Consider the following 14,453-nt stretch of genomic DNA (forward strand, 5'->3'; position numbering starts at 1 on the left):
TCGAACTCTCCCCGCGTGAATTCGCGGTGCTGGAAATGCTGCTGCAGCGCCATGGCCGCGTGGTCAGCAAGGCCCAGCTGCAGGATCACCTCACGCACTTCGGCGGCGATCTCGGCGACACTGCGATCGAAGTCTATGTGCACCGGGTGCGCAAGAAACTCGAAAACTGCCGCGTCGAAATCGTCACCGTGCGCGGCTTCGGCTATCTGCTGCAGGAAATTCGCCAGACGGCCTGACGCTGCCGTCTCCGCTGCCGGTCCGGCGCAATGCCGGACCGCGCGCCTGCCGTGCCGCGGGCGCAGTTGCCCGCGTACAATGAGCGAATTCAGGGCCGCACGACACGCCGCGCTTGCCACCTACGATGCATGCGCTGGACGCACTGCACGCAGCGCATGTAAAAAGCGCGACGCACACCGGCTGCCGGGCGCATCCGATTCACTCATCGCTCGAAACCATCATGTCCTATCCGGCTGCAAACAGTCTGCGCCGTACGCTGCTGCGCCGCCTGGCTGCGCCGCTGTCGCTGCTTGCGCTGATGAGCGGCCTCGTCGCCTACTGGCTTGCGTGGCAGTACACGCAGCACGTGGTGGACCGCTCGCTCGCCGACCTCGCAACCGCAGTTTCGAAGCAGATCCAGATCGCCGGACCCGCCGCGCCAGTCACCGTGCCGCCGCTCGCGCAGGCCATGTTCTCCGATCCGATCGAGCATCTCGTCTATCGCATCAGCGACGGCAGCACGGAAATCGCCGGCGATCACAATATGCCGCTGCAGGGCACGAATGTGCGGCGCATGCACTACGCCTACGTGTTCGATACGGAGTATCAGGGCGTGCAGTTACGCGTCGCACAGGTGCGCGTGGATCAGCCCACGGGCAATCCGATCGTCGTCGAAGTCGGGCAGCCCGTGCACCTGCGCTCCAGCATCGCCGCCGAGTTTCTCGTTGCGATCATGATGCCGCTCCTGCTGTTGCTGCTCGCGGGCTGGGCGATCGTGTGGCGCGTCGTGAATCAGCAGCTCAACCCGCTCACCGATCTCGCCGACTCGCTGAATCGCCAGACGCACACGTCGCTCGAGCCGGTGGACGAGACGTACGTGCCCGTCGAGATTCGGCCGCTGACCGGCGCGCTCAACGCGCTGCTCGGCCGCCTGAAGACCGCACTCGATGCGCAGCGTAAATTCATCGCCGACGCCGCGCATCAGTTACGCACGCCGCTGACCGCCGTGAAGCTGCACGCGGAGCAGGCCGCCACGGCGCGCGAGCCGCAGCAGGTGAGCAATGCGGTGCGCGAACTGCGCGCAGCCGCCGACCGCGCGGTGCGTCTGTCGAACCAGTTGCTCTCGCTTGCGCGTGCGGAACCGTCCGAACAGGCGGCGCGTTTCGTCGATATCGACGTCGCCGCGCTCGCGTTCGAAACCGGCGCGGAATGGGTGCCGCGCGCGCTGGCGAGCCACGTCGATCTCGGCTTCCAGCGCCTCGACGCGCCCGAAAACGACGCACCGCTGATGGCGCGCGGCAACCCGGTGCTGCTGCGCGAAGTGATTGCGAATCTGCTCGACAACGCGCTCAAGTATCTGCCGCCCGCGCGGCTCGACGGCGGGCGCATCACGGTCAGCGTGACGCAGAGCGTCGTCGACAACACGCCGATGGCCGAGATCGTCGTCGAGGACAACGGGCGCGGCGTGCCGCCCGCGCAGCAAGCCGATCTCTTCAAGCGCTTTTTCCGCGGCGACGGCCAGACCGAAAGCGGCGTGGACAGCGGCGCGGGTCTCGGTCTTGCCATCGTTCACGACATCATGGCGCTTCATCGCGGCAGCGTGCATTACGAAGATGCCCCGGAGGGCGGCGCGTGTTTCATCGTACGCGTACCGCTCGCGCAACACGGATCGGCCGATGCAGGCGGTGACCCATCAGCCGATAAACCTCATCAGAAAGCGGCCCTGGCGGTAAAGCCGTCGCCGAATCAGGCGCCTGACCAGGCACCCAAGCAGGCACCCAAGCAGGCGCCGGTCGATCTCTGAGCCGCACGCGTCATTCATCGCCGTATAAAGCCGCCGTTGCAAATCGCCGCAGAAAACAACAAGGGCCGCTGTTCAACCAGCGGCCCTTTTTTGATTCGCGTGCAGCACAGTCGCGGCGATCACTTCTTCTTTTTGCTTTTCCCCGACTTGCCCGTTTTTGCGCCCTTCTCCTTGCCCTTTTCTTTTTCCGGCGGCGCGAGCATCGTGCCACGGCACTTGCGCGCGCCGCAGCGGCATTCGTATTCGCGCTTGAGCTTGCGGGTCTGTTTTGCGTCGATCACGAGACCGTAGTCGTAAAACAGTTCTTCGCCTTCGGCGATTTCGTGCAGCGCATGAATATACACATGGCCGTCGATCTCTTCCGCTTCGCAATTCGGCGCGCACGAGTGATTGATCCAGCGCGCACTGTTGCCCTTCACCTTGCCGTCGATGACATCGCCGTCATCGAGTGCGAAATAGAACGTGTGGTTCGGGTCGTCCGGATTGTGCGGGTGGCGCCGCAACGCCTCCTTCCAGGAGATGCGCTCGCCCTTATATTCGATCAGGCGCGCGCCCGCCTCGATCGGCGCCGTCGCAAACACGCCCTTACCGTGTACGCCCGACTGGCGCACGACGATCCTGCGTACACTCATTGAATGCATCCTCGTGAAGTACTAGCGAGACTATCCCTGCTGCGGCGAACGGCGCGCCGAATGTGCGCCAGCCGTGCGCCGAATCTGCTCTGAACGTGCGCTCTCGTGCTGCACCCGCCTCTCTACGCAAACGCGGCGCCGTGTCGGCGCCGCGCTCGTGCAGCGCCTCGCGCGCTACAACCGGCATCGTACACGTTCGCGCCATCTTCGTTCAACCCGTGCGCTCACGCACGACGCGCTCGGCCTAACGTTGTCCGATTGTCGTCTCGCCAAAGAGCTTTTTCTGATCGCGCGGCTGCGAACGCCAGTACTGCGGCGGCGCATTTACGCTCGCGCCGAGCTGGGCCGCGGCATGCCACGGCCAGCGCGGATCGTAGAGCATCGCACGCGCCATCGCGATCATGTCGGCGTCGCCATCCACGATCGCCTGATGCGCCTGCAGAGGATCGGTAATGAGGCCGACCGCAATCGTCGGCAGGCCGGTGGCGTGTTTCACCGCTCGCGCAAACGGCACTTGATAGCCCGGTTCGAGCGGAATCTGCTGCAACGGCGAGACACCGCCCGACGACACATCGATCCAGTCGGCGCCGTGCGCCTTCAAAGCCTGCGCGAACGTGACGGTGTCATCGAGCGTCCAGCCGCCGTCCACCCAGTCGGTTGCCGACACGCGCACGCCAACCGGACGATCGGCGGGAAATTCGGCGCGCACCGCATCGAAGACTTCGAGCGGAAAACGCATGCGGTTCTCGCGCGAGCCGCCGTATGCATCGCTGCGCCGATTCGCGATCGGCGAGAGAAACTGATGCATCAAATAGCCGTGCGCCGCGTGCAGTTCGATCGCGTCGATGCCGAGCCGCGCCGCACGTCGCGTCGTCGCGCGAAACGCTTCGCGCACGCGCTTCAGGCCGTCGATGTCGAGTGCAAGTGGTGGCGCTTCACCTTCCTTGTGCGGCAGCGCCGATGGCGCGTGCGTCGCCCAGCCGCCATCGGCCGGAGAAATCAGTTGACCGCCTTCCCAGGGTACGTGGCTCGATGCCTTGCGGCCCGCGTGCGCAATCTGCATGGCGATGCGGATCGGCGAATGGCGGCGGATCGCGGCGATCACCGGCACGAGCGCGGCTTCGGTCGCGTCGTCCCACAGCCCGAGATCGCGTGGCGTAATGCGTCCGTCCGGCTCGACTGCGGTCGCTTCGATGCACAGCATGCCCGCTCCCGAGAGCGCGAGATGGCCGAGATGGATCAGATGCCAGTCGTTGGCCTCGCCGCGATCGGCGGAATACTGGCACATCGGCGAGACGACGATGCGATTGGCGAGCGTCACGCCGCGCAGCGCAATCGGAGTGAAGAGCGGGCTCATGGAAGAAAACTCGAACGGGAAAAAGGTGCGTTCGAGAATAGCACGCTGACTTTTCAGGTGCTCGCGCCCGGCACGGCGAACCTGGCGAGCCCGCAGCGGCGCGGCGCGCTCAATGCCATCTCAGGGACGATTGGCCGTGGCGGCCACAGAAGCCGCGTCGGCGGCACGCGTATCGACTGCATCGAGCCACTCGCCGAACATGCGGCTCGCCTGCTGTTCCAGATGCGGACCATGCAGCGCCGTTTCGGCGCGCAACGCGTTGACGTCGACGCGTGCGTGGTCGATTTCAGCGGAATGGCCGATCAACCAGGGCTCGAAGCGGTCGGCGCGCACTTCGGGGTGACATTGCAGGCCGAGCACATGATTGCCCCATGCGAAGGCCTGGTTCTCGCAGCGCGGCGTCGAGGCAAGACGCGTCGCGCCCGCCGGTAAATCGAACGTATCGCCGTGCCAGTGCAGCATCGACGTCGCGGCGCCGTCCAGATGACGCAGCGGCGATGCGCGCCCGGCATCGGTCAGCGTGAGCGGCGTCCAGCCGATTTCCCCTTCAGCCGCGCGATAGACGCGCGCGCCGAGCACGCGCGCGATCAATTGGGCGCCGAGGCAGATGCCGAGCGTCGGAAGCCCGGCGTGAATGCGCTTTTCGATCAGTGCAGCGAGCGCCGCAAGCGTGGGATAGCGCGCATCGTCGCAGGCATTGATCGGCCCGCCGAGTATGACCATCAGCGACGCCGCGACCGGATTGAGCGCGCCGATGCGCGCGAAGCCGACGTCCACATAACGGACGGGCCGCCCGCGCTCGCCGAGCACGCGCTCGAAGCTGCCGAGGTCCTCGAAATACACATGGCGGACAGCCAATACTTCGCGATTCATCGGCTCCTTCCCCGGGGGCAGCGACACCAGACGGGCCGAGCGGCGGCATGGCGCCGCCGCTCGCTTGCCTGCTCGCTTTACATCGCGAGACAGACCGCGTGTTACACCGCGAAGATCTTCCAGTTTTTCTTCTGGGTCGTCGCTTCAGCCTGTTCGTACACCGAGCAATCCAGCCGCAGATCGGTGTCGGCCATGTCGATGCCGAGCAGCTGGCAATGATGCGGCGTCTTCTTCGGATTCTTGCTGGCTTCGAAGTGCGAGCAGGTGAGGCACATCCGGTGCTGCGGGATGGCTTCCTGAACTTCGAGTTGATAGACGGTCTTCAAAAGGGTGCGATAGAACACCGCCTGCTCTTCGCCGCGCAGCGTGCCCACGGCCTTCGAGAGGAAGTCCGGCCATTGCGCCGCCTTCTTCGCGGCCGTGCGGCCACGCGCCGTGAGGCGCACTGCGAGCGCGCGGCCGTCGTCGAGCGCACGGCGCTTTTCGACGAGCCCCTTCGTTTCGAGCGTGCTCACTGCATCGCTGGTCGTCGCTGCGGTCAGCGCCGTTTCCCGGGCGATCTCGCCGAGGCGCATCGGCCCCTTGCGCTGCATCAGCAGCACGAGAATTTCACCCTGAGTCGGCGTGAGCCCCGCTCCTTCGGCCCAGTCCCACGCCTGGCTCCGCATCGCCGTGCTGAGTCGCAACAGGCTATGGGTTACCCGCCCGGCTGCCTGCTCTCCGTATACGCCTTCGCTCATAATCTTTCGCTGGTTATTGGCAGCTTGCGCTGCATCGTCGGCCGCTGCATAGGCCGACGGCCTCATGGAAAAGGCCGCATCCGGCAATCCGGATCGCATGCCATCTCAAAAATCGGTGCTTTGCGTGACCGTCAAAAGGTCTCGCATCGCATATTCGTCCGTTCTCGCCGCGACGGTCTCAAGCGCCGTCCTGTTACCGGGAGCACAACGACAATTCGACATTTTATGCGAGAGTAGCCAATCGCACAGCTAAGTTATCCACCCGAGACTGTGGATAACCCGTTGATAAAGACGCCGATGGCGGGCCGGCAGCGGCGTGATGACGCGCGGCACCCGCATCGGACGTTCCCAGGTTATCCCGTATTTCTTGCACAAACGCAATCAAAATCTGCACGGCTGTCGCTTGCGCAAGACTTTGAGTATTCAGCGATTTTCCCGGTTACCCACATGCGGACGGGCGCTCGGCGCGCGCGCGCCGGGTGCCTGATTGCCCATCGCCCTTGAAACAATCAGAACCCCGCAGTATCGCGAAATGACCGAGTAATATCTCGAAAAATCTTTTTCACAGCGTGCGGTTTTGCACGCCCCGCGGCTCGCCTGCCGGCACGTCCGGGCCGGTTCGGTGCCCGAAATGCTGGCAGACCGCCCCCTCGATACCTCGCGCAGCCTCCCGCAGCCGGCCACCGGACGATCTGCCGCACCGCTCACGCGCGCCAGCGCAGGCACTGCTGGCGAACCGCTTCGTGCAGCGACTTCTCCTCGGCGACCACGCCCCGCAGCCAGGTGGCGTCGTTGGCCTGCCCGCGGGCAATCGTCCCGATCTCGGTCAGCGCGCGCGTCGCTCCCAGCGCCTCGCCGTGCGGCGCAATCTGTTCGAGCGTGCGGAGAATGTCTTCCGAGATCGTGCGCCGCTCGCCCGTCTGCGGATTCACGCAGGTGCCGGCCAGCCCGAAGCGGCACGCCTGGAAGCGGTTGAACGTGTAGACGAGGTAGTCGTCCTCGCGCGGCACGATGGGCCGGTCCATCAGCAGATGGCGCGCGAGTGTCTGGATGTAGCACGCAATGGCCGCGGCCCGTTCGACTGAAAGCGGCGTATCCATCACGCGCACCTCGATCGTGCCGAAGCCGGGCTTCGGGCGAATGTCCCAGTAGAAATCCTTCATGCTGTTGACCACGCCCGTGTGAACCATCTTCGAGAAGTAATCCTTGAACTCCTCCCAGCTCAGCATGAACGGCGCGCGGCCGGAGAGCGGAAACGCGAAGACCGAATTCAGCCGCGCCGAGTGAAATCCGGTATCGACGCCCTGCACATACGGCGACGACGCCGAAAGCGCAATAAAGTGCGGAATGAAGCGCGAGAGCGAGTGCAGCAGGAACAGCGCGCTGTCCGCGTCGGGGCAGCCGATGTGAACGTGCTGGCCGAACACCGTAAACTGCTTCGCGAGATAGCCGTAAAGCTCGGAGAGGTATTGAAAGCGCGGCGTATCGACGATGCGCCGGTCGCTCCACTGCTGAAACGCATGCGTGCCGCCGCCGCACAAACCGACGTTCAGACGATCCGCAGCGGCGACGAGCGTGTCGCGGATCCTGCGCAGGTCGGTCACCGCCTGCTCGTGCGTCGTGCAGATGCCGGTGGACAGCTCGATCATGCTTTCGGTGATCTCGGGCGTGATATTGCCCGGAATCGGCTGGTCCTTGACGAGGCGCATCAGGTCGCTGCCGGCCTTCGTGAGATCGTAGTCGTGCGTGTTGACGATCTGCATTTCGAGTTCGATGCCGAATGTGAACGGCTTCGAATCGACAAATGATTCCAGTGACATGACATCCCCTCTTGCAGACGCGCCGCGCGAAACGTCGGTCGCTGCGGCACGCGGTGTTGCATGGTGTGCGGCGCCCGGCGACGAGCCGGTGCCGCCGACTTCATTTTTCGCCCCGTTCGCCCACGAGTGCAAGCGCGCGATAGACGAGCCACGGCCCCAGCAATTGCAGCACGACGATCGCGCACATCACGATCGCGCGCAGTTGAGGATCGAAGTTGGGATAAAGCTCATAGGTATCCTCTGCAAGCAGTATCGCGAGCGCCGACATCGGCGTGAGCGCGAGACCGAGCGCAACGCCCTGCTTCCATTCGAGACCGCTTGGCCGTGCAAAGATCAGCACGCCGACGAGCTTCGCGACCAGCCGCGCCACGATCAGCCCGGCCGCCGCCACGCCGCCGACCACGATGTCGTGCCATTCGAACGTCGTGAGCGTGAGCACGAAAAGAATCACGGTGAGCAGCCAGCCGGCCGTGCCGAAGTGCTGCGGCCACAGTTGCGGGCGCGCTTCGAGGTTCTTCACGATGATGCCCGCGGCGAGCAGGCTCAGGATCGTCGACAGCTTGAGGACGTGCGAGATCGCGATTGCCAGCAGGACGAGACCGAAGAGCGCGACGAACGAATGCTCGTCTTGCGGACTGAGCCGACGATAGAACAGCGTGCATGCGCGCGCCAGCGCGTAGGCAAGAATCAGCGATCCGACGAGCAGGTAGAGCGGCTGCAGGATCGTCGCGAACACATTGCCGTAAATCTCCTGATGCAGCCAGCCGGACGCGAGCTTGACGACGATCACCGCGTACATGCTGTTCAGCGCGGTGAGCGTTAGCAAACGCTGCGTCACCTGCCCTTCGGCGCGCAGTTCGGTTTTGAGCTGGATCACCATGGCAGGCGAAGTCGCCATCGCAATCGACGCGACGACCAGCGCGATCATGACCGGCACTTTGAGAAAGAGCAGCACGACAAGCACGAGCACGAACGTGAGCGTCGCTTCGGCGAGGCTCGACAGGATCAGCCACGGATTGCGGCGGATCCAGCGCAGATCGAGCCGGCTGCCGAGTTCGAACAGCAGCAGTCCGAGCGCGACATCGAGCAGCGGGCGCGCGTTGTCGGCCATGTCGGCATCGATCACACCAAAGCCAGCCGACCCGGCGATCAGGCCAATGACGGCGTAACCCGAAATGCGCGGCAGCCGCCAGGCGCGATAGCACAACTCGCCGCACAGTCCGGCGGCGAGCAGCGCGAGCCCGGCCCAGAAAATCCCGTCGAGCTGCAACGGCCAGGCGGGAAAGAACGAAAACGCCGACTTCATCGTGGTGGCTTCTCCTTGGCAGAAGACAGTCCGTCTATCCGACATCGCTCGACGACGACTGGCACACGGGCAAGCCGCGTGCCACACGACTTGATATTCGTCATCCGATACACGGTTTGCGACGCGGATGGCAAACAGCCGGGGCGCAATGAGCCGGCTGGAATTCGACTGCGGAAATGCACTACGCCCGGTTGCCGGATAAGGCGGACAGCCGTTGCGGGCGCTTGTGTGCGCTTATGTGCGACAAGGCGCGCCCGCCGTGGATGAACGAATGCTGCTCGCCCTCCTCACGACTGAGATTCAGGACAAGCCACATCCGTTCCTTGGACGCATCGGCTGTGGTGGCCCACTAGCCGCCACCAGCCAGATACGCAGGAAGAAGGCCGATTGTGCCATAGCTTTTTGGGATCGGCGCTCACGTCCACAGACGCCAACATCGACACGCTGCCTTGCCGGGTCTGTACGCAGGTTCCGCGTTCAGGCGGGTTTGAAGGCGAAGTCGAAGCGGGACGGCGATGGCTTCACCTTCGGGTTTACTGTTTACCGTATGTATACGTAGTAAGAGTTAACAAGGGTCCTCGTTTTCTGTGGATAACCCTGGATAAGTATGGAAAATCAGTTGTTTGCCGAACGCACAACCGGTTGCACAGCATGTGCGGTGACGGCTGTGAACGAAGAGTAACTTTTGGTCCCCTGGCAGGGTGCCGCAAGTTACCCCGTTTACGTCCACATGCATTACACACCTGCTTCACCTGCAATTCACGCGGTTGTCCACAGACTGGCGTGGATAACGTGATGCAGGTGGCTGCCCGGTGCGATCAGAGGCTGCGCAGACGCAGCGCACGTTGCAGAAACCGCGCGGGATCGACGTGTTCGGCGAGTTCGCGCTCGAGCGGCCAAGGCTCGCCTTCCAGTTGCGACGCGATCAGCTCCGCACCGAGCGCGGCCCACACGAGCCCGCGCGAACCGTACGCGTAGGCGCCGTAGAGCCCCGGCATGCGCGGCAAATCGAGCAGCCATGCTCCACTGAGGCGCGATGCGTCGCGCCGTGCGGCGGCTTCGTCGCCGAGCTGGCCGATCATCGGCAGACGATCGCTCGTCACGCAGCGGAACCCGACGCGCCCGGTGCGGTCGTGGGCGCGCGCGGCATCGCGTGCCGCAGCGAGTTCCGGCAGCATCCGCGCGACGCGTTCGAGGTTTTCGGCGTGACCGGCCTCGCGGATCGCGTCGTCGGCATCGTCGAGTTCGTAGGTGGCGCCGGTCAGCGTGACGCCATCCGGGAGCGGCAGCGCGTAGCCCTCGCCGACCACCGGCACGCGCAGGTTCGCGAGCGGGCTGTGCTCCACGAGCGTCAACTGGCCGCGCACGAGGCGCGTCGGCGCATGGTCGAGCGCGGCCGCGCGCGAGGCATCGTGTGCATTGGCAAAGATCATGACCGGCGCTTCGGCGATCAGCGTGCCGTTGTCGTCGAAGGCGCGCCATGTGTCGCCTGCGCGTTCGATGCGCGCGACGCTCACGCCGAAATGCGCGTCGAGTTGCGCGCCGGCCGCTTCGCATTGCGCACGGCACACTGCAGCCGGACTGATCGCACCTGCGAGCGGATAGAACCAGCCGCCCTGTGCGAGCGCAACACCTGCGATCTGCTCCGCACGCTCGCGCGAAACGGCGAGCGCGTATTCGGCGGGATACGCGAACGATTCGAGCGCTGCGGCAACGGCGCGCGATTCGTCGTCTGTTGCGATATGCAGCAGACCTTCGTGCGTGCGCATCGTTGCAAGGCCCGCCGCTTCGAGTTTGGACCAGCGCCGCAGTGCATAGAGGTAGCTCGCGCGCGTAATGCGCGACGCGCTGCTGTCGTCGCGCGAAATCAACGGATGAAAGACGCCTGCCGGATTGCCCGACGCTTCGCATGCGGGCGCGGCGTGCCGCTCGATCAGCGTGACGTGCCAGCCGCGTGCGGCGAGCCGTTCGATGAGCGCGCAACCGGCCATCCCGCCGCCCACCACGATCGCATGCCGCTCGCGTACTGCAACGGGCAGCGGCGGTTCGTAGCGCCGCACCCGCCAGCGCGGCGCAAAACGGCCCACCAGCATGGCGCGTTTCGAGCCGAAACCCTCGATCTTGCGGTATTCGAAGCCGTTGTCGACGAGCGCGTGTTTGACTTCTCCGGCGCAGCTCCACGTGGCGAATGTGGCGTCCTCGCCCGCCACGCGCGCGAGCGCCTTGAACATCGTCTGCGACCAGAGTTCGTGATTTTTTGCGGGCGCAAAGCCGTCGAGATAAAACGCGTCGGCACGCAACCACATTTTGGGAAGTGCTTCGACCGCATCGCCGAAAACGAGTGTTAGCGTCACGCGGCCGCCCTCGAATTCGAGCCGGTGCGTGCCGGGCACGAGCATCGGCCAGGCGTCGGCGAGTTCCTGCGCGCGTGCGGCGAGCGATGTGTGCGCAACCACCGAACCGAGCGCCGTGCGCAGGTCTTCACGCGAAAACGGGTGCTTTTCCACCGATACGAAATGCAACCGCTCGCAGCGCGACGGATCTTCGCGCCATGCCTCCCAGGTCGTCAGGAAGTTCACGCCGAGGCCGAAACCCGTCTCCATCACCGTGAAAATCCGGCGGTTTTGCCATCGCCCGGGCAACGCGTTGCCATGCAGAAATACGCTTTCCGCCTGGGCGAGCGCGCCGGACGCGCTGTGATAAATATCATCGTAAAGCGGGGAAAACGGCGTACCGTCGTTGCGAAAAGCGAGTGTGGCGGGTGTCAGGATGGCGGTCATAAGGAACGCGAATGGACAATTCAGCGCGCTAAAACGGCCTTGATCCAGCGAACCGGTGCGGTTGATGCAGTGCAACCGCCGCGCCCAGCCTGGTTTTGCGGGCACTGGGCAATGGCTACCGGGCGTTGGTTGGACGCAACGCGCGCGTGTTGGAAACCGGAAATACGGCACGCTTTCGAGCGGCGGCGGCAAACAAATTCGAGTGCCCCGCCTAATTCGGCCGAATACCGTTGCAAATCTTCGAAACCCTTGTCGTTATTGGGTTTGCGCTGCGCTATCATAGCAAGCGCCGCCCAGGGAAGCGGCAGCACGGCCGTCGCGGCACAGCATCCATTCGCGCCACGGCGCGAATCGCCGGGGAGCTCCGGAACCGTTGCTGCTCGACAGCGCGGCACGCGACCGTATAATCGGCGCGTTCGCGCTGTTCGTGTCAACCTAAACTGATAAGGAACTTCTCAATGAATAAACAGGAACTGATCGACGCCGTCGCAGGACAGACGGGCGCAAGCAAAGCGCAAACCGGCGAGACGCTGGACACGCTCCTCGACGTGATCAAGAAATCGGTGTCGAAGGGTGATGCGGTTCAGCTGATCGGCTTCGGCAGCTTCGGTTCGGGCAAGCGTGCGGCACGCACCGGCCGTAATCCGAAGACGGGCGAAACCATCAAGATTCCGGCTGCCAAGACCGTCAAGTTCACGGCTGGCAAGGCGTTCAAGGACGCCGTCAACAAGCGCTAAGGCATTGCCGCTTCGAGTTGACACCCGCCCCTGGCGGGTTTTTTTTCGTCCGCGTTTTTGTCCGGTTTTTCGTCTGTTTTATTTTCGCGGTCTTTGTAGCGTTTATACCGTTCATATCCGGGACGCAAAACATGCCGCATGGCGCGGCATGTTTCGTCATCTCGATGGACTGATTCGGTATCGACCGATTCAGTGCGGGCGATGAACGATTTCGCCTTCGCCGTTTTCGTGATCATGGTCGTCGTCGACGTCCCAATACGGAAACGGGTCGTTATACGTGCGCCAGGCTTCGGGGCCCGCCGCATATTCGGCATCGGTGAGCAGGCATCCATCGAGCTTCGCCTGCCATGCCGCACGATCCAGATCGACGCCGATCATCACCAGTTCCTGGCGCCGGTCGCCGATGTGCGTGTCGGCCGGATCGCCGTACCAGTCGCGCGCGATTTCGCTTTCGAGCGCAGCGTCCTGCGGCCAGCTTTCGCGCGGCTGCGCCGCCCACCACGTACCCGCCGGACCGTGACGGCACGCGCCGCCTGCCTGCGATAGCGAACCGGCTACGTCGTTGCGCGTCGCGAGCCAGAAGAACCCTTTCGTGCGCAACACGCCCTTCCATTCTTCGTGCAGCAGCGACCAGAGCCGTTCAGGATGGAACGGCTGCCGTGCGCGATAGACGAAATTGCCGATGCCGAAATCGTCGGCTTCGCTGCGATGATCGTGGTCGCGATCGTGATCGTGGTCGTGGTCGTGCTCTTCAAGCGATGCGAGCCAGCCCGGCGCGCTCGCGGCAGCCTCGAAATCGAAGCGGCCCGTCTTCAGCACCTCGTTCAACGGCACCGCGCCAAAACGGCTCACGACCTGCACGGCGCGCGGATTGATGCGCGCGAGGATGCGCTGCAGGTGGGCGAGTTCGTCCTCGCTCACGAGGTCGGCTTTGTTGACGACGAGCACGTCGCAGAACTCCACCTGTTCGATCAGCAATTCGACAATCGTGCGGTCATCTTCTTCGTTCGACGCGAGGCCGCGTTCGGCGAGTTCGTCGGCGCACGCGTAGTCGCGCAGGAAGTTGAATGCGTCCACCACGGTCACCAGCGTGTCGAGCCGGGCGATGTCGGCAAGCGATGTACCGTCGTCGTCGACGAAGGCGAAGGTTTCGGCGATCGGCATGGGCTCGGCAATGCCGGTCGATTCGATCAGGATCGCGTCGAAACGCTGTTCTTGCGCAAGACGCCGGATCTCGCTCAGCAAGTCGTCGCGCAGCGTGCAGCAAATGCAGCCGTTCGACATCTCGACGAGCTTTTCTTCGAGGTGCGACAGTGCAGCCGCATCGCGCACGAGCGCCGCGTCGACATTGACGGCGGCCAGGTCGTTGACGATCACGGCAACGCGCAGGCCGGCGCGATTCGCGAGGATATGGTTGAGCAGCGTGGTCTTGCCCGCGCCCAGAAAACCCGTGAGCACGGTGACGGGGAGTGGTGTCTGGTTCATCGCAGTGTGGGGTTCAGAAAGACTTAAAACAGGGCGCGCGCGGCGGGAGCCGACGCGTAAGCCAACGCGTATGTCAGGATTAGCCAGCATTGTGCATCATGCGGGCGCGGCGCGCAGGCCGTGCGGCGTACCCTGCGACAGGCGGCCTAGTTCAGGAAGTTCCATTGCCGCAGAATCCCGGCGATCTGCTGCGCGTAGCGATCGCGCAGCGGCGGCGTTTCGGAGTGGTAGGCGCCGACGGCGGCCCACGTGTTGCCGTATTTGTTCATTTTCCGGCGCAGATGCCAGGCGGCGATATAGACGTTCTTGCACGGCTCCATGAGCGTGCTGCGCGAGATGCCGTACTGCGCGAGCGTCGGCAGATGCACGGAATTGATCTGCATGACGCCGAAATCGGTCGAACCGTTCGCATTCCTGCGCATCGCATCGGGCCGGTTATGCGACTCCTGCCAGGCGATGGCGCGCAGGATCAGCGGATTCACCTTCTGATACCGGGCGGCTTCGTCGAAGCAGTCGGCGTGCGCAAGCGTGCTCGCATCGGCAAGCGCGAGCGTGGCGGCGGCAATCGTACGGAACCAGATCTTTTTCATCGGCACGGCAAGTGCAGCAAGTGAATATGCGGTGGGAAGCGCCCTGAACGATGCGCCAGGCGGCGTGTTTTTCGCTTGAGGGAGCGCCAGGTTATGCGCTTGCGCGGCTGCTG

13 protein-coding genes are annotated in these 14,453 nt (G+C 64.1%); 3 read left to right on the plus strand and 10 right to left on the minus strand.

Annotated elements, in window-relative coordinates:
• Positions 1-236 (plus strand): winged helix-turn-helix domain-containing protein (locus Q0L30_RS00185; RefSeq protein WP_296649662.1); only part of this gene is annotated, 236 nt, incomplete at its 5' end.
• Between the two features lie 221 nt (positions 237-457).
• Positions 458-2,020 (plus strand): sensor histidine kinase, encoded by a 1,563-nt coding sequence (locus Q0L30_RS00190; protein WP_296649665.1) that lies wholly within the window; start codon positions 458-460, stop codon positions 2,018-2,020.
• Between the two features lie 119 nt (positions 2,021-2,139).
• Here Q0L30_RS00190 and Q0L30_RS00195 read toward each other — a convergent pair whose 3' ends face one another.
• From Q0L30_RS00195 to mnmC, 7 genes are all read right to left on the minus strand, one after another.
• Positions 2,140-2,652: an SET domain-containing protein-lysine N-methyltransferase gene (locus Q0L30_RS00195; RefSeq protein WP_296649667.1), complete on the minus strand. Its 513-nt coding sequence runs from the start codon at positions 2,650-2,652 to the stop codon at positions 2,140-2,142.
• A gap of 244 nt (positions 2,653-2,896) precedes the next feature.
• Positions 2,897-4,009 carry an NADH:flavin oxidoreductase/NADH oxidase gene (locus tag Q0L30_RS00200; protein WP_296649669.1) on the minus strand — a complete coding sequence of 371 codons (1,113 nt, stop codon included), beginning with the start codon at positions 4,007-4,009 and terminating at the stop codon, positions 2,897-2,899.
• Between the two features lie 120 nt (positions 4,010-4,129).
• Positions 4,130-4,882: a glutamine amidotransferase gene (locus Q0L30_RS00205; RefSeq protein ID WP_296649670.1), complete on the minus strand. Its 753-nt coding sequence runs from the start codon at positions 4,880-4,882 to the stop codon at positions 4,130-4,132.
• Between the two features lie 101 nt (positions 4,883-4,983).
• A complete protein-coding gene (locus tag Q0L30_RS00210) occupies positions 4,984-5,622 on the minus strand; it encodes a MarR family winged helix-turn-helix transcriptional regulator (protein WP_296649672.1) in 639 nt (212 codons plus the stop codon).
• A gap of 704 nt (positions 5,623-6,326) precedes the next feature.
• The gene (locus Q0L30_RS00215) at positions 6,327-7,442 is read right to left on the minus strand and encodes a YbdK family carboxylate-amine ligase (protein WP_296649674.1); all 1,116 of its coding nucleotides are present in this window, start codon (positions 7,440-7,442) and stop codon (positions 6,327-6,329) included.
• A 100-nt stretch (positions 7,443-7,542) separates the two neighbouring features.
• Positions 7,543-8,748, minus strand: a complete 1,206-nt coding sequence (locus Q0L30_RS00220) for a cation:proton antiporter (protein ID WP_296649676.1) — start codon at positions 8,746-8,748, stop codon at positions 7,543-7,545.
• Positions 8,749-9,566: 818 nt separating this feature from the next.
• Entirely contained in the window at positions 9,567-11,528 is a 1,962-nt protein-coding gene (gene mnmC / locus Q0L30_RS00225; RefSeq protein WP_296649678.1) for a bifunctional tRNA (5-methylaminomethyl-2-thiouridine)(34)-methyltransferase MnmD/FAD-dependent 5-carboxymethylaminomethyl-2-thiouridine(34) oxidoreductase MnmC, read from the minus strand.
• Positions 11,529-11,986: 458 nt separating this feature from the next.
• Between mnmC and Q0L30_RS00230 the strand changes: the two genes are divergently transcribed.
• On the plus strand, positions 11,987-12,265 hold the full coding sequence (locus Q0L30_RS00230; protein WP_233804089.1) for an HU family DNA-binding protein: 279 nt from the start codon (positions 11,987-11,989) through the stop codon (positions 12,263-12,265).
• On the opposite strand, the gene Q0L30_RS00235 is transcribed toward Q0L30_RS00230, so the two are convergent.
• From Q0L30_RS00235 to Q0L30_RS00245, 3 genes are all read right to left on the minus strand, one after another.
• Positions 12,262-12,501: a hypothetical protein gene (locus tag Q0L30_RS00235; protein ID WP_296649682.1), complete on the minus strand. Its 240-nt coding sequence runs from the start codon at positions 12,499-12,501 to the stop codon at positions 12,262-12,264. The genes Q0L30_RS00230 and Q0L30_RS00235 overlap by 4 nt on opposite strands.
• Positions 12,455-13,750 carry a GTP-binding protein gene (locus Q0L30_RS00240; protein ID WP_296649684.1) on the minus strand — a complete coding sequence of 432 codons (1,296 nt, stop codon included), beginning with the start codon at positions 13,748-13,750 and terminating at the stop codon, positions 12,455-12,457. The genes Q0L30_RS00235 and Q0L30_RS00240 overlap by 47 nt, the downstream gene beginning before the upstream one ends.
• A gap of 146 nt (positions 13,751-13,896) precedes the next feature.
• The gene (locus tag Q0L30_RS00245; RefSeq protein ID WP_296649685.1) at positions 13,897-14,340 is read right to left on the minus strand and encodes a lytic transglycosylase domain-containing protein; all 444 of its coding nucleotides are present in this window, start codon (positions 14,338-14,340) and stop codon (positions 13,897-13,899) included.
• Positions 14,341-14,453 lie beyond the last annotated feature (113 nt).

The organism is Paraburkholderia sp., from assembly GCF_024281035.1.
In the GTDB taxonomy this organism is placed as follows: domain Bacteria; phylum Pseudomonadota; class Gammaproteobacteria; order Burkholderiales; family Burkholderiaceae; genus Paraburkholderia.